General features: G+C 36.4%; 27 protein-coding genes and 1 tRNA gene. 18 read left to right on the top strand and 10 right to left on the bottom strand.

What is annotated here, in order from left to right; genetic code table 11:
• Position 1: 1 nt before the first annotated feature.
• Genes ACWNCI_RS08675 through ACWNCI_RS08640 form a run of 8 tightly spaced genes read left to right on the top strand, consistent with a single transcriptional unit; the run spans position 2 to position 5790 of the window.
• On the top strand, positions 2-634 hold the full coding sequence (locus ACWNCI_RS08675; RefSeq protein WP_449388004.1) for a DUF4141 domain-containing protein: 633 nt from the start codon (positions 2-4) through the stop codon (positions 632-634).
• Position 635: 1 nt separating this feature from the next.
• Positions 636-1628 carry a conjugative transposon protein TraJ gene (traJ, locus tag ACWNCI_RS08670; RefSeq protein ID WP_449388003.1) on the top strand — a complete coding sequence of 331 codons (993 nt, stop codon included), beginning with the start codon at positions 636-638 and terminating at the stop codon, positions 1626-1628.
• A 12-nt stretch (positions 1629-1640) separates the two neighbouring features.
• Entirely contained in the window at positions 1641-2264 is a 624-nt protein-coding gene (gene traK / locus ACWNCI_RS08665) for a conjugative transposon protein TraK (protein WP_449388002.1), read from the top strand.
• Positions 2265-2274: 10 nt separating this feature from the next.
• Positions 2275-2529, top strand: coding sequence for a hypothetical protein (locus ACWNCI_RS08660; RefSeq protein ID WP_449388001.1), 255 nt, complete (start codon positions 2275-2277; stop codon positions 2527-2529).
• A gap of 18 nt (positions 2530-2547) precedes the next feature.
• Positions 2548-3846, top strand: a complete 1299-nt coding sequence (gene traM / locus ACWNCI_RS08655; protein WP_449388000.1) for a conjugative transposon protein TraM — start codon at positions 2548-2550, stop codon at positions 3844-3846.
• A 15-nt stretch (positions 3847-3861) separates the two neighbouring features.
• Positions 3862-4764 (top strand): conjugative transposon protein TraN, encoded by a 903-nt coding sequence (gene traN / locus ACWNCI_RS08650; protein ID WP_449387999.1) that lies wholly within the window; start codon positions 3862-3864, stop codon positions 4762-4764.
• A 1-nt stretch (position 4765) separates the two neighbouring features.
• Entirely contained in the window at positions 4766-5326 is a 561-nt protein-coding gene (locus tag ACWNCI_RS08645; RefSeq protein ID WP_449387998.1) for a conjugal transfer protein TraO, read from the top strand.
• 11 nt (positions 5327-5337) lie between these two features.
• Positions 5338-5790: a DUF3872 domain-containing protein gene (locus ACWNCI_RS08640; RefSeq protein ID WP_449387997.1), complete on the top strand. Its 453-nt coding sequence runs from the start codon at positions 5338-5340 to the stop codon at positions 5788-5790.
• 256 nt (positions 5791-6046) lie between these two features.
• Here the strand turns inward: ACWNCI_RS08640 and ACWNCI_RS08635 are convergent, their stop codons facing one another.
• A complete protein-coding gene (locus ACWNCI_RS08635) occupies positions 6047-6490 on the bottom strand; it encodes a JAB domain-containing protein (RefSeq protein WP_449387996.1) in 444 nt (147 codons plus the stop codon).
• 526 nt (positions 6491-7016) lie between these two features.
• Between ACWNCI_RS08635 and ACWNCI_RS08630 the strand changes: the two genes are divergently transcribed.
• From ACWNCI_RS08630 to ACWNCI_RS08620, 3 genes are all read left to right on the top strand, one after another.
• The gene (locus tag ACWNCI_RS08630; protein WP_322924936.1) at positions 7017-8060 is read left to right on the top strand and encodes a PDDEXK nuclease domain-containing protein; all 1044 of its coding nucleotides are present in this window, start codon (positions 7017-7019) and stop codon (positions 8058-8060) included.
• A gap of 431 nt (positions 8061-8491) precedes the next feature.
• Positions 8492-8650 (top strand): hypothetical protein, encoded by a 159-nt coding sequence (locus tag ACWNCI_RS08625; RefSeq protein WP_322924938.1) that lies wholly within the window; start codon positions 8492-8494, stop codon positions 8648-8650.
• Positions 8651-8669: 19 nt separating this feature from the next.
• Complete coding sequence (locus ACWNCI_RS08620) at positions 8670-10244, top strand: recombinase family protein (protein ID WP_323673773.1); 1575 nt, start codon at positions 8670-8672, stop codon at positions 10242-10244.
• On the opposite strand, the gene ACWNCI_RS08615 is transcribed toward ACWNCI_RS08620, so the two are convergent.
• Both ACWNCI_RS08615 and ACWNCI_RS08610 read right to left on the bottom strand, forming a co-directional pair.
• Positions 10198-10277: transfer RNA gene (locus tag ACWNCI_RS08615), tRNA-Leu, on the bottom strand. The genes ACWNCI_RS08620 and ACWNCI_RS08615 overlap by 47 nt on opposite strands.
• A gap of 79 nt (positions 10278-10356) precedes the next feature.
• Entirely contained in the window at positions 10357-11124 is a 768-nt protein-coding gene (locus ACWNCI_RS08610; protein WP_346984628.1) for an MBL fold metallo-hydrolase, read from the bottom strand.
• Positions 11125-11177: 53 nt separating this feature from the next.
• Here ACWNCI_RS08610 and ACWNCI_RS08605 point away from each other — a divergent pair, with 53 nt between their 5' ends.
• Entirely contained in the window at positions 11178-12605 is a 1428-nt protein-coding gene (locus tag ACWNCI_RS08605) for a TonB-dependent receptor (RefSeq protein WP_346984629.1), read from the top strand.
• Positions 12606-12617: 12 nt separating this feature from the next.
• Positions 12618-13067 carry a GAF domain-containing protein gene (locus ACWNCI_RS08600; RefSeq protein ID WP_042719917.1) on the top strand — a complete coding sequence of 150 codons (450 nt, stop codon included), beginning with the start codon at positions 12618-12620 and terminating at the stop codon, positions 13065-13067.
• Positions 13068-13182: 115 nt separating this feature from the next.
• On the opposite strand, the gene ACWNCI_RS08595 is transcribed toward ACWNCI_RS08600, so the two are convergent.
• From ACWNCI_RS08595 to ACWNCI_RS08575, 5 genes are all read right to left on the bottom strand, one after another.
• A complete protein-coding gene (locus ACWNCI_RS08595; RefSeq protein ID WP_449387995.1) occupies positions 13183-13920 on the bottom strand; it encodes an ABC transporter substrate-binding protein in 738 nt (245 codons plus the stop codon).
• A gap of 26 nt (positions 13921-13946) precedes the next feature.
• Complete coding sequence (gene mgtE / locus ACWNCI_RS08590) at positions 13947-15269, bottom strand: magnesium transporter (RefSeq protein ID WP_346984631.1); 1323 nt, start codon at positions 15267-15269, stop codon at positions 13947-13949.
• 144 nt (positions 15270-15413) lie between these two features.
• On the bottom strand, positions 15414-15557 hold the full coding sequence (locus ACWNCI_RS08585; RefSeq protein ID WP_449387994.1) for a bacteriocin-like protein: 144 nt from the start codon (positions 15555-15557) through the stop codon (positions 15414-15416).
• Between the two features lie 36 nt (positions 15558-15593).
• The gene (locus ACWNCI_RS08580; RefSeq protein WP_346984632.1) at positions 15594-15737 is read right to left on the bottom strand and encodes a bacteriocin-like protein; all 144 of its coding nucleotides are present in this window, start codon (positions 15735-15737) and stop codon (positions 15594-15596) included.
• Between the two features lie 328 nt (positions 15738-16065).
• Positions 16066-16620, bottom strand: coding sequence for a pyruvate decarboxylase (locus tag ACWNCI_RS08575; RefSeq protein WP_346984633.1), 555 nt, complete (start codon positions 16618-16620; stop codon positions 16066-16068).
• Between the two features lie 169 nt (positions 16621-16789).
• Here ACWNCI_RS08575 and rpsO point away from each other — a divergent pair, with 169 nt between their 5' ends.
• From rpsO to ACWNCI_RS08555, 4 genes are all read left to right on the top strand, one after another.
• Entirely contained in the window at positions 16790-17059 is a 270-nt protein-coding gene (gene rpsO, locus ACWNCI_RS08570) for a 30S ribosomal protein S15 (protein ID WP_034704056.1), read from the top strand.
• Positions 17060-17293: 234 nt separating this feature from the next.
• Positions 17294-19510: a polyribonucleotide nucleotidyltransferase gene (locus tag ACWNCI_RS08565; RefSeq protein ID WP_449387993.1), complete on the top strand. Its 2217-nt coding sequence runs from the start codon at positions 17294-17296 to the stop codon at positions 19508-19510.
• Between the two features lie 501 nt (positions 19511-20011).
• The gene (locus tag ACWNCI_RS08560; RefSeq protein WP_449387992.1) at positions 20012-20446 is read left to right on the top strand and encodes a cold shock domain-containing protein; all 435 of its coding nucleotides are present in this window, start codon (positions 20012-20014) and stop codon (positions 20444-20446) included.
• Between the two features lie 203 nt (positions 20447-20649).
• The gene (locus tag ACWNCI_RS08555) at positions 20650-21654 is read left to right on the top strand and encodes a glycosyltransferase (protein ID WP_449387991.1); all 1005 of its coding nucleotides are present in this window, start codon (positions 20650-20652) and stop codon (positions 21652-21654) included.
• Between the two features lie 58 nt (positions 21655-21712).
• On the opposite strand, the gene ACWNCI_RS08550 is transcribed toward ACWNCI_RS08555, so the two are convergent.
• Positions 21713-22939 carry an aminotransferase class I/II-fold pyridoxal phosphate-dependent enzyme gene (locus ACWNCI_RS08550; RefSeq protein WP_449387990.1) on the bottom strand — a complete coding sequence of 409 codons (1227 nt, stop codon included), beginning with the start codon at positions 22937-22939 and terminating at the stop codon, positions 21713-21715.
• A gap of 153 nt (positions 22940-23092) precedes the next feature.
• Between ACWNCI_RS08550 and ACWNCI_RS08545 the strand changes: the two genes are divergently transcribed.
• Positions 23093-23551, top strand: coding sequence for an Lrp/AsnC family transcriptional regulator (locus ACWNCI_RS08545; RefSeq protein ID WP_449387989.1), 459 nt, complete (start codon positions 23093-23095; stop codon positions 23549-23551).
• Between the two features lie 21 nt (positions 23552-23572).
• Here ACWNCI_RS08545 and ACWNCI_RS08540 read toward each other — a convergent pair whose 3' ends face one another.
• Positions 23573-24604, bottom strand: a complete 1032-nt coding sequence (locus ACWNCI_RS08540; protein ID WP_449387988.1) for a bestrophin family protein — start codon at positions 24602-24604, stop codon at positions 23573-23575.
• Between the last annotated feature and the right edge of the window lie 41 nt (positions 24605-24645).

Genomic DNA, 24645 nt, shown 5'->3' with positions numbered 1-24645 from the left:
AATGAAAAATTTAATTATTAAAACAGTAATGGTAGCATTCTTAGCTACCGTAACTTTTGCAAAAGCACAATTCGTCGTAACTGATCCAGCTAATCTGGCATCAGGAATATTAAATTCCGCCAACGAAATTGTACAGACTTCATCGACGGTATCTAATGTTGTTAAGAACTTCAATGAAGTTAAAAAGGTGTATGAACAGGGTAAGGAGTATTACGATAAGCTTAAAGCCATCAATAATTTAGTCAAAGATGCCAGAAAAGTACAACAGACCGTACTTTTAGTGGGCGATGTTTCGGAGATGTATGTTAACAATTTCGGTAAAATGCTGAATGACCCCAACTTCAATGCTCAGGAATTAGCTTCAATCGCCAATGGCTATTCCGCTTTGCTTACAGAGAGTACGGAGCTGTTGAAAGAACTCAAAGAGATCATTACATCCAACGGTCTTTCCCTCAACGACAAAGAAAGAATGGATGTTATTGATCGAGTGTACAAGGAAGTGAAAGCCTATCATAATCTGGTACGATACTACACCAATAAAAATATTTCAGTCAGCTATCTGAGAGCAAAAAAGCAAAACAATACCCAAAGGGTATTAGATCTTTACGGAACTTCCAATCAAAAATACTGGTAAGATGGAACCAAACAACTTACACGAAGTCCTGCGTTCCGTTTACCAGGAAATGATGCCGATGTGCGCCGATATGGCTGCGGTAGCAAAAGGAGTTGCCGGTTTAGGAGCACTCTTCTATGTGGCATTAAAAGTCTGGCAGTCATTAAGCCGTGCAGAACCTATCGATCTGTTTCCCATGCTGAGACCCTTTGCCATAGGGATCTGCATTATGTTTTTCTCGACATTAGTCTTAGGAAGTCTGAATGGCGTGATGAGCCCTATCGTCCAAGGAAGTCATTCTATACTGGAAAATCAGGTCTTAGATATGAACGATCTGCAGCAGAAAAAGGATCTTTTGGAGCGTGAAGCAATGCTTAGAAATCCGGAGATGGCTTACCTTATTTCAAACGAAGAATTTGACAAAAAGCTGGAAGAATTGGGATGGTCACCTTCGGATCTGGTCACGATGTCGGGTATGTATATTGAAAGGGAAATGTTTGCGATCAAGAAAGATATCCGTGACGGATTTCGTGAATTTTTGGAGATTCTGTTTCAATCAGCAGCGTTGGTTATTGATACCATCAGAACCTTCTTTCTGATCGTTCTTTCCATCCTGGGACCGATAGCTTTTGCGATTTCTGTCTGGGATGGATTTCAGACCACATTAACCCAGTGGCTCACAAGGTATGTTAGTGTTTATTTATGGCTTCCGGTTGCTGATATATTCAGTGCTATTCTAGCCAAGATACAGACTTTGATTTTAGAACGGGATATCGAAATGCTGGCTGATCCGACTTTCATTCCTGACACTTCCAATACCGTGTACATTATTTATATGGTAATCGGCATCATCGGTTATTTTACGGTGCCAACGGTTACAGGTTGGGTAATTCAGGCAGGAGGCGCAGGCAATTTCATGCGCAATGTGAATCAGACTGCAACGAAGTCAGGCAATGTTGCGGGAGCAGCGTTAGGTTCAGCAACGGGTAATATTTCAGGAAGATTATTAAAATAAAAATACAGTTCTATGGAATTTAAAACGTTAAGAAATATTGAGAGCAGCTTCAGGCAAATCCGTCTGTTCACATTCGTTTTTGCCGTGTTATGTTTTGGAGTTGTAGGTGTTGTGGTATTCAAATCCTACCAATTTGCTGAAGAACAGCGTCAGAAGATTTATGTATTAGATAACGGTAAATCCTTAATGGTGGCGTTATCACAGGATATGTCTATCAATAGGCCTGTTGAAGCTAGGGAACATGTGAGACGATTTCATGAATTGTTCTTCACGATAGCGCCTGATAAGGATGCGATTGAAAGTAATGTCAAAAGGGCCTTCAATCTGGCTGACCAATCCGCATTTAACTACTACAAAGACCTCCAGGAGAAAGGATACTATAACAGGATTATTTCCGGTAATATCCAGCAGAGGATTGAAGTGGACAGTGTTGTTGCCAACTTCGACAGTTATCCCTACGCCGTAAAAACTTATGCCAGACAGTTCATTATCAGATCCAGTAATCTTACCATCAGAAATTTAATTACGAATTGCTCACTGGTGAACTCCGTACGGTCTGACAGCAATCCACAGGGATTTACGATAGAAAAATTCAACGTGATTGAAAACAAAGATGTAGAAACTGTTGAACGCTAACATGATCGCAATGAAAAAAATAAGAGATAAAATCGAACATTATGTTTTAAAGATGGAGAATCATTGGAAGGTTCTTCCTATAGCGAAGCAAAGATTGCTAACCAAAGTTTTCTTTGGCGGTTATGTTCTGCTAACCATCATTGTTATTATCAACGTCTTTATTTCGACAGGTCAAAGAAGAAATACCATATCTATCAATCATATTGACGGAATTTCTAAGAAAGCTATCGGAAAAGAATCAGAACGTCATGAGATAGTAAACTAACCAGCAAAAGAATAGAATATGAAAGATCCAGAGAAAATTAAAATTACAGAAAATGATCTTCCTCAAAATTTCAATGAATTGAGTGATCATCCGAAAGCCCAATGGGAGAGACTGAGGAAACCGGTTATTTATTTCTTGATGGCTGCCGTTTGTGCAACTTGCTTTTACCTTATTTTTAAACCAAAATCCAATAATACCCTAGTTGAAGAAGCAGGTTTTAATGCTTCTATTCCACAGGCGAAGGATGGACAGTTGCAGTCGGATAAGCAAAAGGCTTACGAGCAACAGCTGCTGGAGCAAAAAAATGAAGAGAAAAAAAATACGATAACCACTTTATCGGACTTTTGGAATGATCAGAGTACTTCAAATTCCAATGGTAATACTTCTGCTTTAACATCTAATACGAGTACTCTTCAGCAATCCGATCAGAATGCTATAAACAGTTATCGCAATGCACAGCAGACTTTGAGTTCGTTCTATGGCCGGGATGATCAGGAAGTTAATAATCTGAGGAAAGAAATCTCAAGATTAAAAAATGAAGCGATGCAGAACACTGCTGTTCCAGCAGGTCTTGGAATAAACGATCAGTTAGAACTAATGGAAAAATCGTATCAAATGGCAGCCAAATACCTTCAGACAACTCCAAGACAGGAACGGTCTGCACCAAAAGAAGAGCCTAACAAATCTACTGAAATGAAAGTTAAACTGACTTCAGTAAGACCTGCATATTCCAATATCGTTTCCTCATTATACAGAGAGCCATCAGACAGTGCTTTTGTTGCAGGTCTGAATCAAAATAGGTTTTATGATGCTCAGAACGAAATGGTAATTTCATGTCAGTCTAAAAATGCAATAAAAGGTATTATCGATGAGACTAAGACTGTAGTCAATGAAAGTACACTATCCATAAGACTGATCGAGGCGTTGCAGGTAGGGCGTACAGAACTTCCTCCGGGCAGTTTGCTTATCGCTTCAGGTAAATTTCAGGGTAGGCGACTTCAGTTAACAATATCCTCCATTCAATATAAGGGCAGCGTCTATCCTGTAGAAATCAATATCTATGATAATGATGGGCAATTGGGGTTAAATGTTCCGTATTCACCGGAGCAAAATGCGGTCAGCGATGTTGTTGCCAATATGAGCCAGACTTCCGGTACCAACATTATGATGACCCAATCAGCTGGCCAGCAGGTTACGGCCGATTTAAGCAGGGATGTTTTACAAGGGTTGTCCGGCTATTTTCAAAAAAGGGTGCGGCAGCTAAAAGTAACTGTAAAATCAGGCCATCAGGTCTTGCTGGTATCCAAAAATAATTAATCAAAAAATTAAAAAATGAATACACAAAAGAGCCATTATATTATCATTATTCTGTTTCTGCTGTTTATAAGCAGAGCATTTGGTCAGGATTCCGTGATGACCCATGTTTCATTGGAAGGGGCAAAGCTGGAACCTTTCAGGATGCAGGTGACTTACAGTAAAACCACTCATGTGATTTTTCCTTCATCAATAAAATACGTCGATCTGGGAAGTGATCTTTTGGTTGCTAATAAAGCAGAACCTGTCGGAAATGTTCTTCGGGTTAAGTCGGCTGTCAGGGATTTTGACGAGGAAACCAATTTTTCGGTCATTACAGAAGATGGAAAATTTTACAGTTTCGATGTTTTTTACAGTGCATATCCTGGTGTCCTCAGTTACGATCTTGTAAAGATGCAGAGAAGTATTGAAAGGGAGTATTCAACTGATGTACTTTTTGAAGATCTCAAAGGAAGCTCGTCATCACTTACAGAATTGATTATGGAAAATCTGTATCGAAAGAGCCGGAAGACCATTAAACATATTGCGTCAAAGAGCTTCGGTATTCAGTTCTCTGTCGGGGCGTTACACGTGAATGACAATAAATTCTACTTTACCTTACAGGTTGATAACAGCAGCAACGTCGCTTACGAAATTGAAATAGTGAACTTTAAGATCGTTGATAAGAAGAATTTAAAAAAAACTGTTATTCAGGATAAGTTCTTGGTACCAATCAGAGTTTACTCGCCTTCTGTGACTGCAACTCACCATTCCAATGTTATAGGAGTTTATTTACTGGATCAATTTACGTTGTTAGAAGATCAGGTTTTGGAGATTGAAGTTCTTGAAAGAAACGGAGGACGGCATCAAAAAATTCAGCTTGAGAATAGAGAACTGATCAACGCGAGACTGATCAATAGTTTAAATTTTAAAACCAAATAAGATGAACAGATTATTGATAGCAGTGGTTTTCATTTTAACAATGAGTTCAAAGTCGTTTGCACAACAGATGATTCCGAAGCAAAAAGGATTTGAAATATCCTATTCTGTCTTTCCTAGTTCTCCCGAAAAACAAAATTATGTTTTAGCAGCAGGGCTTATTTCTTATGGAAAGAACGGAAATTATCTGTTTGGGCTGGCAGAATATAGCAGAAAGTATTATAAGTACACCAACTACGATATTCCTATAGAAATATTTCTGTTCAATGGAGGATACAGTTTTTATGTATGGGGAGATATTATGAGATATGTCAATCTTAATTTGGGAATTGGCGCTCTGGCAGGTTATGAGCAGGTTAACAAAGGTAATGAATTGCTATATGACGGTTCAATGCTTACCGGAGCAGATCACTTTATTTATGGGGTAAATGGAAAGTTGTCCATCGAAAGCTATCTGACACCACATTTGGTTTTTCTGGTCAACGGACAACTTCGCTATTTGAGAAATAGTCAGATGGCGCAGTTACAGGCTCTATTTGGTGTTGGAATAAGATGTAATTTTTAAAATAATATAAAATGCAAAATATACTTAATCATAAATTTAAATTATTGTTCAAGTATTTCATCATTCCAGTGATGATCTTATTACTTATACAATCATGTGAGAAAGATACTTTGGAAATTCAGCAGGATTTTCCTTTTGAGGTAGAGGTGATGCCTGTTCAGAAATACATTTCTAAAGGTGAAACTGTAGAGATCAGATGTCGTATTATAGCAAGTGGAAGTTATGCGGGTACTTCTTACTCGCTCCGGTATTTTCAGTCTGAAGGAGTCGGAAGTTTGCGGTTATTTGACAATCCATCCTTTGTTCCTAATGATTTCTATCCGCTAAGTAAAAAGGAATTTAGATTATACTATACTTCCGAATCGTCAGTCTCTCAAAGTTTTGATATTTGGATTTCGGATAACATGGGTAATAAGCAGGAAGTGAATTTTCAGTTTAATTCTCAAAGTGTAGGAAATTTATAAGAAATCATCATTTAAAATTTCAGGCTATTTCATGAGAAATAGCCTTTTGTTTTACATCTATGGTTATCTGATATAACCTTACTATGTCTGTGTAACCTTTTTGAGAAAATTGATGTAAGCTAATTTTTTCAATAGGGTTACTCCTTACAATATGCGAAAAGACTTTTCCGACCAAAGGAAGGGATTGTCTTTTCGCCGAATTTTAAATAAGTGACAATGAAGGATTGTCGCTTACTCTAATAATTGTAAAACTTATTCAAAGATGTCCTTCATCGGCAAACGACATATAATCTGTTGAAGTTAGAATACAATGATCTAATAATTTAATATTTAAAAATTCTGATGCATTTTTTATGCTGAGAGTAATTTTTAAGTCTTCCGGTGAGGGTTTTAAATTTCCTGATGGGTGATTATGTGCTACTATAATGGCAGTTGCATTGCACAATAGGGCTGCTTGCATAATAATTCTTACATCAACTATCGTTGAGGTAATTCCTGATTCGGATATTTTCTTTATCCCTAAAACTTTGTTTGCCTGATTTAGATATAATGCAAAGAACGATTCTCTATAATCTATTTCATCAGGGTCAAAGTAGTGACGAAATACATCAACGGCATCACGTGAACAGCTTATTAATTTCTCAGAATTTCCTTTTCGTGAGTAGATTAATTTTATTTCATTGACAATATTAAAATCCATGTGATTGCTCTTGTACGGCAGAGACTTGGGTTTCCCGTACCTATTATATTTTAGATTTGTTTCCCATCCCTTCTCCAGCTTATCCTAAAGCCTTTCAGGCGTCACAGAATATTTTTCAAAAGAAAAACCGGAAAAAAGAAAGCAGATATGAAGTGTTGACAATGAATAATAACCAAAAGGAAACGGAATAATTGGAGGGTACCTTTAGGGAGGAAACCGTTTATGCCGTAGTCTTTTGGCGGGAAAAGCGTTGGCTGACAACAATACCTTAGCTGCCTTTTTACCGGTTTATTATGGAAAATAGTTTACAGATTTAATAAATATAAATTTAGTTTCAGATAGTGAAAATCTTAATTATTAATGAAGTTGTAGGTAGTTTTTTTACTTTGTGTTTTTTTATCTTACAAAGCCAAGTACTGCCACATACTGCCAAATGCAGCAATTTTATTTTGATATCCTTAAAATGGCATATTTACCACCATATAATATCGATATTTAGTAAAGAAATAATTTTAAATTTGTAAGTATGAGTCAATTGTCATCACATCTTTTCATTTCAATAAAGCAGTTAATCGAAAATGCTAAAAGCAGTATTGTTCGAAATATCAATACGGCTATGTTATTGACTTATTTTGAAATAGGTAAGGTAATCATTGAGAATGAGCAGGATGGAAAGGACAGAGCAGAGTATGCAAAAGAAACCTTGAAAAATCTAAGTAAACAATTGACAAAAGAATTCGGCAGAGGCTATTCAGTGGATAATTTGCAGTGGATGAGAAAGTTTTATTTAATGTATCAAAATAGAATTTCTGAAAAATACGAAACAGCGTCTCGTAATTCTGCTGAGGCTGTAATTTATGAATCAGTGTCTCGTAATTCTTTTTTCTCATTATCGTGGTCTCACTACATTCAATTAATGAAGATCGAAAACTCAGATGAGAGAAATTTCTATGAAATAGAGGCGAGCCAGAATAACTGGAGTGTTAGAGAGCTTACAAGACAATTTAATTCAGCTATATATGAAAGGTTGGCATTAAGCAGGAACGAGAAAGATTTGAAGAAGTTAGCCCAGAAAGGACAGATCATAGAAAAGCCGACCGATGTTTTAAAAAGTCACTATGTTTTGGAATTCTTAGATCTAAAAGAAGATAATCGCTATTCCGAAAGTGATTTGGAAACTGGGATCATCAATAAATTAGAGCATTTTATGCTAGAATTAGGAAAGGGCTTTCTCTTTGAAGGGCGGCAACGAAGATTTACATTCGAAGGCGATAGTTTCTTTGTGGACTTAGTGTTTTACAATCGTTTATTGAAGTGCTTCGTGCTTTTTGATCTAAAAATTGGAAAGCTGACCCATCAGGATATTGGGCAAATGCAGATGTATGTCAATTATTATGACAGAAAAGTGAAGTTGGAAGAAGAGAACCCTACCATTGGAATTATTCTTTGCAAAGAAGAGAACAAAACAGTGATCGAGTTTACACTTCCAGAAAACAACAATACTATTTTTGCAAAAGAGTATAAGGCGATCCTTCCAAGTAAGGACGAACTTAAAAAGCAAATTGGATAATTGAGTTCATAAGCCCTTGAATTCAAATTAAGGCAAAAAAGTGTCAATTTCATGCTCCGTCCCTACAAAATTTTACAAAGTATAATTAGATTTATACTGTATAATTTTAACATTCAACTGATTATTTGTATTTTAGTTGGATCTAAGAATGATGAATTTCTTCACAACAAATCTTGTTGCCGCTTTAAAAATAATAAACAAAATTATAAATTCTGTTGCTAATGCAGATTTACGGGAGGTAGTCTGTGCTAATGCATTTGTGTAGAATACTGCTTCCGAAAGCAGTATCTTTTGAGTAAACGTTAAAAGTCTGATAAACTATAGTTTTTATGTTAAGATTAATTTGCACTTCTAAGCCAAGTGTTGCAGGTAAGTACCTCAATTAATTGCGATTAATTATGCCGGATATTTTTATTTAAAAGATATCGGTCGTGGAAAGGAAACTTGAAATTAATATTAGCATTGATGAGATTATCAAAATTTTTAAAGAAGAGGAAAAAATTGAGCTAACTATAGCGGAAGCGGAACTGATTGTAGAATTTTTAAAAATGCTATCAACAATTACTATAAAGCGTTTTTTAGAACAATAATATTTTCTAAGATTTAAATATGAAAAAAGCCGATTTATATATCCGTGTGTCAACTGATGAGCAAGCAGATAAGGGATACTCACAAAGAGATCAGGAAGAGCGATTAAAACGGTACTGTGAAAACAATAACATTCAGGTAGGTCAAATCATTTATGAAGATTACTCAGCCAAGACTTTTAACAGGCCGGAGTGGATTAAATTATTGGATACGCTAAAGAAAAAAAGCTCGAAAACAAATCTGCTGCTTTTTACAAAATGGGATCGCTTCAGCAGGAACGCTGGTGATGCCTATCAAATGATTAATATACTTAGGAAAATTAACGTAGAGCCGCAGGCCATTGAGCAACCTTTAGATCTTTCAATTCCAGAAAATAAAATGATGTTGGCTATATATCTTGCTGCGCCAGAAGTCGAAAACGACAGGCGCGCTTTGAATACTTATTATGGAATGCGCCGTGCTAAAAAAGAAGGCAGATTAATGGGAAGGGCGCCTTACGGCTATGCTAACAAAATAACGGAGAACGGAAAGAAGTATATAACTCTGAAGGAACCAGAAGCTTCTAACATGAGATGGGCATTTAACGAAATGTCAAAAGGCGTATATTCAGCGAGTCAGATAATGGATATGATGAACAGAAAGGAAGGAAAATCAGTTAAGATAAGTGCTTTTCTAGCAAGTTTACGCAATACGGCATATTGTGGGAAAATTTATGTGGAGCAATTCAATGAAGAGGAGGCTCATTTTGTTAAAAGTATTCATGAACCTCTGATCAGTGAAGAACTATTCGAAAAAGTTCAATGTATAATGGACGGAAATGTGAATCCAGCCAGACCCAATGTAAAAGTATTATCTGACGATAATTTACCATTAAGAGGTTTCCTAGTTTGTCCGGATTGCGGTCATTTGATCACAGGTAGTGCATCTACGGGACGTTCCGGAAATAAGTATTATTACTACCATTGCCAGTCTCCCTGTTCATACCGGTACAAATCTGAGATTATTAATTCAAAATTTTTAGAGCTATTGCAGTCATTGGAAATGCGCGCATCTATAAAAAACTATTTAAAAAAGGTATTGAAACAAAATTTTGAAAAATTAATTAATAATCCCCAAAAGGAAAGGAAAGCAATTCTATTAGAGATAGATCGTTTAAACAGCAGATTAAAACAGGCAAGAAATAAACTGATGGAAGGGGTAATTGATGACGATGATTATTTTGAAATTAAAACCGAATGTAAAGGGCAAATTGAAAAGCTCGAAGCTAAATTAACTAAAGGAAAAGATAATAAAAAAATTGATTTTTTAAAACTACTAGACCAAGCATTATCGAACCTGGTAGATCTTGCGAAAGTCTATACTGACGGGGATATTGACGTGAAACGCAAAATAATTGGTTCGATATTTCCTCAAAAATTGCAATTTTCAAAAAATCATTATCGAACCACCCGACCTAATGTTTTACTCTCTTATATATACCAGATAAACAATGACTTAGGGACTAAAAAAAACCGGAAAGAAAGTGAATTATCACCTCTTTCCGGTCTTGTACCCAGGACCGGGATCGAACCGGTACTCCTAAGAACTGGTGTTTGAGACCAGCGCGTCTACCAATTCCGCCACCTGGGCCGGTGTGTTACCTTTCTTTGAATCGGTGTGCAAATATAGAAACTTTTTATTAATACTGAAAAATATTTTCAGGAAAAAATTAAAAATTTATTTCCAGACCATCGTAAGCTAAATGCATGCCGGATGGAAGTTGTTTGTCTTCAACATCATGCAGGCCGAAGTGATGACTAATATGTGTTAAAAATAATTTTTTAGGTTTCAGTTCTTCAAACAGTTTAATGGTATCAGCAAGGATAAAATGAGCAGGATGCGGATCAAATTTCCTGATGCAGTTTAAAATTAATATATCCAAATTTTTAAGCTTTTCCTTTTCGATATCAGAAATAAATCCGGCATCGGTAATATAAGCGAGATTTTTAAATTTATATCCGAAAACGGTTATTTTAAAATGAATTACTTCGACAGGTGTAATTTCAGTATTTAAAATGGTAAATGGTTTGTTCTCAATTTCGTGAAGCTCAAAGGCGGGTGCTCCCGGATATTTTTCATCTGCAAAAGCATATGGAAATCTTTTTTTAACCTCATTTCCTACTCTCGAATTGCAATAGAGAGGCATGTCTTTTTCACTTTTAAAAATAAGAGGACGCATATCATCAAGACCGATCACATGGTCGTTATGTTCATGGGTCAATAATGCAATATCAACTGTATTTTCCTTATTTACAAGCATTTGTTGTCTAAAGTCTGGGCCACAGTCAATCAGTATTTTTCTGTCTTCATCTGTGGTTACCATTACAGAAGACCTGAGACGATTGTCTTTGGGATTTTCTGATGTACATACTTCGCAGGTGCAGCCAATCACCGGTACACCCTGTGAAGTTCCCGTTCCTAAAAATTTCAACTTCATTTCTTTTGAGGTTGTTTTAATTTTGGTAAATTTACGAAAAATTTAATGTCCTAATGTATCAGAAACTAACTCCTAAACAAAAAGCATTAACAATTAATCTAGATCCTACTATTTATGGTACTTTCGCGGAAATTGGAGCAGGGCAGGAGACTGTTCGACACTTTTTTAGAGCAGGAGGCGCTTCCGGTACAATTGCTAAAGCAATGTCGGCTTACGACAAAGATTTCAGTGATGCGATCTATGGAAAAGAGGTGAAAAACAGATATGTTACCCAAAACAGACTTCGAAAAATGCTTCGTTATGAAGTTGCCCTGATCGAAGAAAGGATTTCCAGAGAAAACAACCCGAACAGAAAGTTTTTTTCTTACGCAAATACCGTTACCACCATTAATTTTGATAAAACCGTCAGGGGACACGGTTGGGTAGGAATTCGTTTTCAGGTGAAGGAAAATGAAGATTATAATGAAATTGTTATTCATGTAAAATTTAAAGAAAATGATGCTACGTTACAACAGGAAACTTTAGGGAATCTTGGTGTAAACCTTATTTTCGGAGCATTTCATTACTATGATAATCCTAGAAATTTAATTGAATCTTTATACGATGACGTGGCCAAAGACAACCTCGAAATTGATATGATCGATTTTAATGGACCAGCTTTTTCGTATGTCGATAACAGATTGATGTCTTTACAGTTGGTTAAAAACGGAATGACAGATGCTGTGATCTTTAACTCCGAAGGAAACAATATGCTTCCTGCAGATATTTTATACAAGAAAAATATTTTTGCAGTGAGAGGAAGTTTTCGACCGGTGACAAAAGTGAATATCGATATGCTGAAAAATGGCCTTGAGATGTTTCAGAAAGATGCAATTTGTACACCGGACGAAATTGAAGTTTTAATTGAGATCACCATTTCAAATCTTCGTGCGGACGGCGATATTGATGAGCGGGATTTCCTCGACAGGGTTGATGTTTTGGCGCAGTTGGGATATACGGTGATTGTTTCCAATTATTCTGAATATTACCGACTTATCGATTATTTTGCCTCATATACGAGTGGAAATATCGGTGTTGCTATGGGGGTGAATAATCTGCTGATGGTTTTTGACGAAAAATATTACAAAAATCTTTCGGGAGGAATTCTGGAAGCTTTCGGTAAATTTTTCCGAAACGGAATGCGGGTATATCTTTATCCTTATAAAGATCCTGAAACACATGAACTGTTAGATTCTTCAACATTAAAAGTGGAAGAAAATCTTAAAGAATTGTATAAATATTTCAAACATAACGAACGTATAGTAGATATTACCAACTACAATCCGGAGTTTTTGGAAATTTATTCAAGGGATATTTTGAAAAAAATCGCCTGTAATATCAAAGGCTGGGAAACTCAGGTTCCGGAAGGTGTTGCAGAAATGATTAAAGAACGCGGAATGTTTGGCTATAAAGAAGAACTTTCGCTAAAACAATTCTCTTAAAAATAATATAAAATGTCAGAACTAAAAAAAAGGCTTTTATCGATTTTAGAAAGCCCTAAACATAATACGGAAGAGAAACTTGAAAAAGTTTGTCATCTTTTGGATCAGGAAATATCTTATTTCAACTGGACTGGTTTTTACTTCAAGAACGGAGATAAAGACGAATTGAAATTAGGACCTTACGTAGGTGCACCCACAGATCATACCATCATTCCTTATGGTAAAGGAATTTGCGGACAGGTTGCGGTTTCAAACGAAACTTTTGTAGTACCTGATGTAAAGGAAGAAAGCAACTATCTGAGCTGTTCCATCGATACAAAAGCGGAAATCGTTGTTCCTATTTTCAAAGACGGAAAAAATGTCGGACAGATCGATATCGACTCCCATACCGTTGATCCTTTTACTGATGAAGACAGGGAATTATTGGAATGGCTTTGCAATGAAGTTTCTAAAATTTTGTAATAAATTGTTTTTGAAATATTTGACTCCGGCCCGAAGGGCCGGAGTCTTTCTATGATTTTAAATAATCAACAAATTCAGACTTTACACGTTTAAAATCTGATAGATGAGAATGGCTTTAACCGAAACTTAGACTAATTTCATCTACCAATTCTTTAAAATAATTCTCACATTTTGCGATGTGCGTTCCGTACCACGAGAAAGCTTCTCCGTCTACAATCATTATTTTTTTATCAGGATAAAACGCTTTCAGCTCATGAATATGTTTTTCTTTGAATGGAAAAGGTTCGGATGAAAGCATGATGATATCTGCATCGGCTAAATCTTCTGTTTCAATCTGCGGATAACGTTTTTTACCTTTAAATACATTTTCAAAACCGATTTCTTCCAGTATCTTATGAATAAACGTGTCAGATCCTATCGTCATATAAGGATTATTCCAAATGAGATAGGCAACTTTTACTTTTTGATTAATTTTAGCCTGATTGAGAACATCATAAATTTTAAGATTAAAAAGCTGTGCTTTACCTTCTTTATTGAAGATTTTGCCTAAATTTTTAAGTAGATAATAGTTGTCTTCAATATTCTCTACATTGCTGACAATTACTTTAAAATTATCCATTAAAGCTTCAACCTGTTCTTTTACATTTTCCTCTTTATTAGCGAGGATAAGATCGGGTTTTAACTCTCTGATTTTATCAATATTAATATTTTTTGTACCGCCGATAACAGGTACATTTTTTACCATATTTTTGGGGTGAATACAGAATTTTGTCCTGCCGATCACTTCATTTTCAGTTAAGCCCAAATCAAAAAGAGCCTCAGTAATTGAGGGAACAAGAGAAACAACTTTCATGATGATATTTTAGTGGTTGCCTAAAATTACAAAAGTTTGCCCGTTAAGAAAAGTCCGGCAACGGAAAAATAGATAATAAGTCCCGTAACATCCACCAATGTGGCTACAAATGGAGCAGAAGAAGTAGCCGGGTCAAGCTTTAATTTTTTAAGAATAAACGGAACCATAGAACCGGACAGTGTACCCCAAAGTACAATTAAAACAAGAGAAACTCCCACACTTAAGCCTACAAATGCCCAATGTATTCCATAGTTGAAAAAGCCGGCCTGATGCCAGACCATGATTCTCATAAAGCCGATAACTCCTAAAATTCCACCCAAAAGAAGCCCTGTGAATATTTCTTTCCTCATCACGTACCACCAGTCTTTCAGTCCGATCTCCTGAAGCGCCATTGCTCTAATAATCAGAGTGGCTGCCTGGGAACCGGAATTCCCACCGCTGGATATAATTAAAGGAACGAATAATGCAAGAACAACTGCTTTCTGAATTTCATCTTCAAAATATCCCATCGCCGAAGCAGTGAGCATTTCTGAGAAGAATAGAATAATCAGCCACATACCTCGCTTTTTTACCATTTCGATCAGGGAAGTCTGCGTATAGGGAAGATCCAAAGCTTCAAGACCCCCGAATTTCTGTATATCTTCGGTATTTTGTTGCTCGATTTGGTCGAGAATGTCATCAATAGTTACAATTCCTACCAAAACGCCGGCTTCTGTAATAATCGGAAGCGCAGCACGGTCATATTTCTCAAAATACTGTACGGCATCTTCCTTTGAAGTAGTCGTTGTAATGGCAACAAAATGATTATCAGTAATCTCTGAAATTAAAGTATCCTCCTCTGCTAGCAAAAGACTTCCGAGAGCAATATCATCAATCAGGCGATTTCTTTCATCAACAACGTAGAGGTAATTCATCGTTTCTACCTTGCTTCCGACTTTTTTGATTTGCTGAAGACATCTTTTTATCGTCCATTCTTTACGGATCTGGATATAATAAGGTGTCATCAGACGTGCAATAGAATCGGAATCATATCCTAATAGTTTTAATGCAATTCTTCTTTCCTGCGGATTAAGATGATTAATGGAATATTTTATGAGTTCATCCGGAAAGTCTTCAAACAGAGCCGTCCGGTCATCAGGAGTCATGGCATTAAGGATTTCAGAAACTTCGTCACTTCCGATACTTCGGATGGTTTCTTCCTGAAAATCAGGATCAAGGTGTGAAAAAACTTCAGCTTTGTATTCTTTCGGAACTTTCAGAAATGCTAAAAGCCTCTCATCAGCGTGCAATTCGCTCAGAGTTTCGGCAATATCGGCAGGATTGAAGATAAGTTCGTCTCTAGAATTCAAAACGTCATTTTTTTGGATACGCAAAAATAGTTCAAATTTTTAAAACAAGCCAAAACTGCTTTAAATTTAAGAATTAATTAAAGTTATAAACAAAAAAGCACCTGTAAACAGATGCTAGAATTCAAATTTTGTTTGGCCGGGTTTTTATTCTTCTATACAGGCATATTCCACGCACATCATATTGCAGCACCATCCTATAACGCATTGTGAATGGCTGGTACATTTTTTAAGAGCTGCACCATTGATCTTTTCCTGTTGTTTTCTGGTTAATTTTTTTAAATTTTTCATAATAATAGATTTTTGGTGATTATATTGTTTTAATAATTAAACTTCCGGGCAGTTATAGTACACACAAACATCCTGACAGCAGGACCCTCCCGGGCATTCAAAATGGTATTTACATCTCTGCAGTACGCCGCCGTTGATCGCTTTCTGAGCGTTTCGGGTAAGTTTCTTTAAATTTTTCATAATGCTAAGTTTTAATTAATAAATATAATAAAAAATATTATATTATTCACTTTTAAATGATAAAAAATAAACATTAAATATTTATGATAGTGATTGTTATATGTCTTAATACTTTTACAAACAAAAAAACACTCACAAAAAACTGCGAGTGTAGAAGAATTTGAATTGAGATAGTTTGAATGAATTGTTTAAACTAAAATAATAAAAATAATTTAATTTTTCACCAAATGATGAATATAATTTTATGAACTTCAATGACGAGCATAATATCTTATTTAAAAGTCTGTGTAATAATACTGTAAGGAGTTATGAATATGAAAATCAGAAATTAAAAACCGTTTTCATCAGAAGGTTTTATTTTCCTTAATTGCTTAAGAATTCCTTTGATGGCGCCGTTCGTTCCAATTTTTATTGAATTTACGGTGGATCCCAAAAGCCGCATATTTTTTCGGTAGGTGTCGTAATCGGTTTGTGTAAGGAGATTTCCTTCAGCATCAAAAAGCTTCATACTAACGATAACCTGATTGGAGAAAACATATTTTCCGATTCCTACTTTGAAATATTTTACTTTGGGTACAATGGCAAAATCTGCATCATTGTTGAGACAATAATCTGAAATCGTCTTTTTATCAATGCTGTCGAAAGAAACTTGCGTTTCAGTCTTTATCATTTTATTTTTTCTTTCGCTTAAATTGTCGGAAACAGCACTGAAAAATGCCGTATTGGTAGGTTCCTTGATCTCCTCAATATCAGGATCTACTTCAGGATTGAAGTATAAAACTTTTTTTATCTTAAGATCATCGCTTCTCTGCGCTTTAAGCAAAGAAATGCCGGATAAGATGAAGATGGCGAAAATTATGAAAGTAGTAGTTTTTCTCATCATTAATTCATATGCAAAATTACTGCCTTTTAGTCGGATAGCATAATTTTTTTAAGAATTTTTTAACATTTTTATCTATCAAATTCAATTTATGAAATCAATAATCTTTGCGGGATCAAAAAAATGTCGTACTTTTGCAGCCGTTACATAATAATCATTAAACAATATTGGAATGTACTTAACAACAGAAAAAAAAGCAGAAATTTTCGCAAAACATGGAAAATCTGCACAAGACACAGGAAGCGCTGAAGGACAGGTAGCTCTTTTCACTTTCAGAATTAACCACCTATCTCAGCACTTGAAAGCTAATCGTCATGATTTCAACACTGAAAGATCTTTGGTGAAATTAGTAGGTAAAAGAAAAAGCTTATTGGATTATCTTAAGAAAAAAGATATTACAAGATACAGAGCGATCATCGCTGAACTAGGTTTAAGAAAATAATCTACAGAGATTTAATAAGAAGCAACTTCGAAAGAGGTTGCTTTTTTCTTTATTTATAGTATAGAGAAACAAAAAATTCAGATGCTGAAAATATAGGTAAACCCTGTATTTTGATGTGGATTTTAGCCTGAATAAGTGCTTTATCCAAATAATTACATTAAATTTGCATCGAAAATTTAAAGAGTTTAAATATTAATTCGTACTCAATACGGAGTACAAGACACGAAAAATTTTATGAGTGTACCTCAAGCGTTTACAGAAACGATTACTCTTGCAGACGGCAGAGAAATTACAATTGAAACAGGCAAATTAGCAAAGCAGGCTGATGGATCTGTGGTAGTAAAAATGGGTGGAACAATGCTTTTAGCAACTGTTGTAGCCAACAAAGAAGCAAATCCGGGAGTGGACTTTTTACCATTAACGGTAGATTACAGAGAAAAATTTTATGCAGGAGGCCGAATTCCGGGAAACTTTTTCCGTAGAGAAGCAAGACCTTCTGATCAGGAGATTTTAACAATGCGTTTGGTAGACAGAGTGCTACGTCCGCTTTTCCCTGAAGATTTCCATGCGGAAGTGCAGGTAATGATTTCATTAATTTCTTACGACGGACAAACCATCCCTGACGATTTAGCTGGTTTAGCAGCTTCTGCAGCGATTGCTATTACGGATATTCCTTTCAACGGGCCGATGTCTGAAGTAAGAGTGGTAAGATTCGACGGCGAATTGGCTATTAACCCAAGTTATGAAGCGTTAAAAGAATCTGAACTTGATATTATGGTTGGAGCGACTAAAGATTCAATCGTAATGGTAGAAGGAGAGATGAAGGAAATTTCCGAGCAGGAAATGCTGGAAGCGATCATCTTCGCCCATGCTGAAATCAAAAAACAAATTGAAGCTCAGGAAAGATTAGCTGAAAAAGTAGGCAAGGCTTTCCCTAAAAGAGAATATTCTCACGAAGTTCACGATGAAGCCATCCGTGAAAAAGTGTGGAAAGAGACTTACGATAAAGTGTACGAAGTTGCAAGAACTCCATCTGCTAAAGAAGAAAGAGGAGAAAAATTCAAAGCGGTTCTGGAAGAATTCCTTGCTCAGTATGTGGATAATCCTGAAGAACTGGAAAGAGTATCTCCTTTCGCAAAAATATATTATCATGATGTAGAGAAAGAGGCAATGCGCCAGATGATTTTAGAAGACAATATCCGTCTGGATGGCCGTGATCCTCAAACGATACGTCCGATCTGGTCTGAAATCGACTATCTTCCGGGAGCGCACGGTTCTGCGATCTTTACGAGAGGGGAAACGCAGTCTTTAACAGCTGTAACATTAGGTTCTGTAAAAGATGCCAATATGGTAGACAGTGTTATTTCTCAGCACGACGAAAAATTCTTCTTACATTATAATTTCCCGCCGTTCTCAACAGGTGAAGCAAGACCTTTAAGAGGAACTTCAAGAAGAGAAGTAGGACACGGAAACTTGGCTCAGAGAGCTTTACAGGCTGTAATTCCTGAAGAAAATCCATATACGATCAGAATTGTTTCTGATATTCTGGAATCAAACGGTTCGTCTTCAATGGCAACAGTTTGTGCAGGTACTTTAGCGTTAATGGATGCAGGTGTACAGATTACAAAACCTGTTTCCGGTATTGCAATGGGATTGATCACAGATACGAAATCCGGAAAATTCACGGTACTTTCTGACATCTTAGGAGATGAAGATCACCTTGGGGATATGGACTTTAAAGTAACGGGAACGGCAGACGGTATCACCGCTTGTCAGATGGATATCAAGATTCAGGGGCTTTCTATGGATATCATGGAAAAAGCTTTGATGCAGGCAAAAGACGGAAGATTACATATTTTAAATAAAATCACGGAAACAATTACTGAACCGAGAGCAGACGTAAAACCTCACGCTCCGAAAATGGTGGTAATGGAAATTCCGAAAGATTTCATTGGTGCGGTAATCGGGCCTGGTGGAAAAATCATTCAGCAGATGCAGAAGGATACCGGTACGGTGATCGCGATTGAAGAAATCGGTGAAATCGGCCGTATCGAAATTGCAGGAACCGACAGAGAGAAGATCAATGCGGCAGTGGCAAAAATCAACGAAATCACATTTGTTCCTGTTGTAGGGCAGGTGTATAACGGAAAAGTGGTGAAGATCATGGACTTCGGAGCATTCGTAGCGATTGCAAAAGGAACGGAAGGACTTCTTCATATCTCGGAAATAGAGTGGAAGCGTCTTGATAAAGTTCCATATCAGGAAGGAGATGAAGTGGAGGTGAAATTTATGGGATATGATGACCGTAAAAAAATGAAGCTTTCAAGAAAAGTTTTGTTGCCAAGACCTCCAAGACCTGAAGGGAAACCAAGACCGGAAGGAGAGGGAAGACCTCCAAGACCTGAAGGTGAAAAGCCTGCTGAAAATAACAATCCTTCAACTGAAGCGTAAGATTAGTATTATCAATAATATTTGAAACCACCGGATTTCCGGTGGTTTTTTTGTGGAGTTTTGAGACAGCGCATTCAGATAAGGATATAGGCTTTCAATACTTTTTACTGTTACAATAGTAAATACAGCCATAAGAATATTGTTTGCAGGCGGAAGAGCGCATAAAATTCATTTGGTTTTTGAGGTGATTACAGATAGGTTTAATTTGTTTATATCTATTCTGGAAACTAGATGTTAAGGATAAATATAGTTGAGATACAATTAATTAATAGGTAGTTTCATTGTTTTTTCGTATCTTTGTAGATGATAAAAGGTCATGGCCTTCTCTGTACAAGTTAGAATTTCTCATTTTCCAATCAGTTTTTTGCTTTTACAGCTGACAGATTTAATACTGTTTCACTGACGTGCTTAAGCATAATCAGAGATCTTATTCAAAGCTTTTTATTCTTTTCGCACAAACGGAAAGTTTTTATTCAGTAACAACTAATTTTATAATAATATATGGCGGATTCTTTTTCTAAAAAAGAAAATTTCAAAAAGAAAATTCAAAAACAAAAGGAAAAAGCTCTGAAACGTGAAGAGCGTAAAACGAGCAACAACAAAGGTAAAGGTCTTGACGACATGTTGATGTATGTAGATGCAAACGGTCAATTGACTTCAACTCCACCAGATCACGCGGAAAAAGCTGAGATCAATGTGGATGATATCCGTTTGGGAGCGGCTCCCATCGAAGCGGAAGAAATCAGAAAAACAGGAATCATTACTTTTTTCAGTGAAAAAGGGTACGGATTCATTACTGAAGATAAAACCAAGGAAAATATATTTTTCCACAGTAACAACTGCGCAGAGCCTGTAAAGAAAGGAAACAAAGTGTCTTACGAGAAAGAAAAGTCACCGAAAGGATTTTCTGCAGCAGATATTCAGCTGGTAAAATAAATATCGGAATATAATTTCCCGATTCACAGAATAAAAGTCGAAATTCAATATTGAGTTTCGGCTTTTTTTATTCTGTAACGAATATGGAATCAGCGGAAATGCAAATGCTGCTTTTTCGTCTGAAAATAATATTCATTTCATAATTTATCATAAATGCTTTGCGCATTCCTTTGTGAATAAGTATTTTTGAAAAATTTTCAGATTTGAAGCCTACCATTTCCATTATCGTTGCTATTTTTAACCGTAAAGATGAGCTTTTTGAGCTCCTGAATTCTCTTACCATACAGACAGATAAAGATTTTGAAATTATTATCGTGGATGATGGTTCTCTTGTTGATCTTAAGCCCACGATCTCAAATTTTGAAACTTTTTTACCTGTCAAGTATTTCAGAAAAGATAATTCCGGACCCGGCTTGTCGAGGAACTATGGTGCGAGAAGAGCGGAAAATGAATGGCTGGTTTTTGTAGACAGTGATGTGATTGTTGAAGAGAACTATATCGAAAATATCAAAAAAGATATCATAGCAATTCCATGTGATGCATTTGGGGGCGCAGATAAAGCACATAAAGGTTTCAATCTGATGCAGAAAGCAATTTCCTATTCTATGACATCAGTTTTCACGACCGGCGGAATCCGGGGAAGTAAAAAAGCGGTGTCGAAATTTCAGCCGAGAAGTTTTAATATGGGCGTAAAGAAAGAAGTCTTTGAAAAGGTAGGAGGGTTTTCGGAAATGAGAATCGGGGAAGATCCGGATCTGTCAATGACACTTTGGGAAAATGGCTATACAACGGCATTTTTTGATGATATTGCCGTTTATCATAAAAGGAGGGTAGATTTTGGAAAGTTTTCGAAACAGGTGTATCAGTTTGGCTGTGCAAGGCCTATTCTTAATCAAAGACATCCAACTTACGTAAAGATATCATTTGCATTTCCTACCTTATTTTTATTGGGTTATATCATGGGTTTTCTTGAATATTTTATCATGGGAAAAGGGATTATCCTCGCCTTTTACGGACTGTACACTTTTATGGTACTCTTTCATGCTTTGTGGGTAACTAAAAATATCAGCATTGCCGGAATGGCAGTGATTTCCACTTATATTCAGATGTTTTCTTACGGATACGGCTTCTTAAAGTCGTGGGTGTTGCTAAATGTCTTTAAAATGAAACCGGAAGATGCTTTCCCGAAACATTTTCATAAAATGTAGTTTTTATTACGTAAAAAAAATAAAAGCTGTCGGATGAACAACAGCTTTTAAACAATAATTAAGATATAGATAGGGTTTCATGGTTGAGAACGCCTGTTTTGAGCATGCATTCTCTCATCTTTTCATAGGTTCTGTGAATATCGTGATCCAGACCGATGGAAAATCTTATCAATCCATCAGAAATTCCCATTTCGGCACGTTCTTCTTCAGGTATTTCCGAAGAAGTCGAGCTTCCTGAGCATGAGAATAAAGTTTTATAGAATCCAAGGCTTACGGCGAGATACCCTAAATTTTCCTTCTGCATCAATTCCATCAGCTCGTTGGCTTTTTCAGTTGTTCCGGCATCTACAGTCAATAGTCCTCCGAAACCATATTCCTCATGCATCATGCTTTTCATTAATTCATGATTTTTGTGAGACTTCAGTCCGGGATAGGAGACTTTCAATCCGTCCTCTTCAAATCTTTCGGCAAGAAACATCGCATTGTGGCTGTGTTGCTTTATTCTGATGTGAAGAGTTCTGAGGTTTTTCAGAATACTTGCAGAGCGAAGGCTGTCCATTGTCGGTCCTAAAAGCATACAGGCTCCGGTGTTCACGTTTTTAGTATCATTGATGAATTCCTGGGTTCCGCAGTAAACTCCGCCCACGGTATCACTGCTTCCGTTGATGAATTTTGTAAGGGAGTGAATAACGATATCCGCTCCCAATACAACAGGTGAGATGGAAAGTGGTGAGAAAGTGTTATCAACAATCAGTTTTAAGTTGTGCTTTTTACAGATTTCTGATAACTTTCTCAAGTCGGCAACCTCCAGAAGGGGATTGCTTACACTTTCGCAGTATATAATCTTTGTGTTGGGTTGTATGGAATTTTCGATGGACTCAAAATTATTGATGTCCACGAAGGTTGTTTCGATATTAAATGGTGGCAGAAAATTTTTCATGAAAGCATAGGTTCCACCGTAAATTGTTCTGCTGGAAATGATATGATCGCCACTTTTGCACAGCTGAAGCAGCACGGAAGTAATGGCTCCCATTCCTGACGCTGTTACATTGGCAGTTTCGGTATTTTCCATTTTGGCAAGAGCCTGTGAAAGATACAGATTCATGGGAGAAGAATGCCTTGAATATAAATAACATCCGTCTGCGTTTCCTTCAAAGGTGTCAAACATGGTTTTGGCAGAAAGGAAAGTGTAAGTAGAACTGTCTGAAATGGATGGATTTACTCCTCCGAACTCACCGAAGTACTGTAAGTCCTGAATTTCGTTGGCTGCGTTAAAATCTTTCATATAAGCATTAATTTTCTGTGCTAAAATGAAACTATTCAATGTTTTTTACAACATAAATTTAGATTGTCAGAATATAAATCTATCATTTTATAATTTAGTAGATTTAAAGTTTATTATATTTGAATTATGTAAACTTTTAACAAAAAATAATCTATGGCATTCGATGAAACGGATAAAAAACTGCTCTTTTTTTTGCAGGATGACTCCAAACAAACTACCAAAGAACTTTCTTATAAGCTCGGTTTGTCTGTTACGGCTGTTTATGAACGAATCAAAAAACTCGAAAATACAGGAGTGATTTCAAAATATGTTGCCATTCTCGACAGGCATAAAATCGACAGGGATTTTATTGTACTGTGTCATGTTAAATTAACCCAGCATAAAAAAGAATATGTATTGCAGTTTGAGAGAGAAATCATCAATTTGCACGAAGTGACTGAATGTTTTCATGTAAGTGGCGATTATGATTATATCTTAAAAATTTCGGTTAAGGATATGGAAGACTACCGTAATTTTATGCTTTCCAAGCTTACTACTTTACAGCACATTGCCAGCACTCACAGTTCATTTATGATCTCTGAGGTGAAAAATACAACCGTAATTGTTCTCTGATATATTTTTGAAAATTAGTTTTTAGACTAAAACCCCATTCTTAGATGCAATGGGATCAGGCAGATTTGTTTCTCCGGTCATTTGGAGAAGATCAATTTCTATGGTCCTGCATATGGAAAGCATTGGGATATCGAACATTAATCCTTCAAAAGGGTTTTCAGAATAATCTCCAACAAGCTCCATAATGATATAAATCCAGCCAATTGTAATACAGAAGGGAATGGAAGCCCAGATTCCCCAATCTCCCAGCTGGGCAAATTCACTTACCAATCCTAAGGGAAGGAGCATAATAAAAATGACATTAAATACAAAAGCCGTACTCGCAAATTGTCTCGGCAAAGGAAATTTTTTGATCCTTTCAGCTTGGCCCTGAAGGGTATAAAATTCATTGAGACAGTCCTGTAACTGCATCTGGTTGAATTCTGAAATGGCTCCCATATTTTTTAGCTCATTGACATCCTTCGACTGCTGGGCAATGAGATAAGTGGCGAAATTTTTATAATGAGATTGTTGTTCCGCTTCTTCCTCTGATAAATATTTATTCAGAAATAGCGGTGCTCTTGTATAATCCGGAAATCCCGCTTTAATCAAACGGTTACGTTTGAGGTCGGTATTCTTTGAAAGCTCTTCCTCCACCTTGATATGTTCCCATTCTGCAGGAATAAGAAGCTGATCACGGAATGCATACAGCCATGCGATATGTCTGCAGACGATTTTTCTTCTGCGGTCTTCAAGTTCAAATTTTCCAATTTTTTCATTTTCAGCATCAAAAGCATAGACCATTGAACCGAGCATTCGGCTGGAATTAACGATTCCGCCCCATATTTTTCTGGCCTCCCATAACCTGTCGTAGGCCTGATTGTTTTTAAAACCAACCAAAAAAGCTTCTGCGGTACCGATCAACGCTACGGGAACCCACGGAATGACCATCCAGTGCCAATTGAAGAAATGAAAAAGTACGGCAATCAATGTACACCAAATAGAAATCAGGATGAGATGAAATCCTGATAAGTTAAGAACTTGTTTGTAGTTGACGTATTTTGTTGTGATCATAAGGAGGTAATGCTTTTTTAAAATTTATTCAAAGTAACAAA

The sequence above is a fragment of the Chryseobacterium lineare genome, from assembly GCF_977014045.1.
Note: the sequence above shows the minus strand (reverse complement) of the source record. Positions and strands in the feature narration are given on the sequence as shown.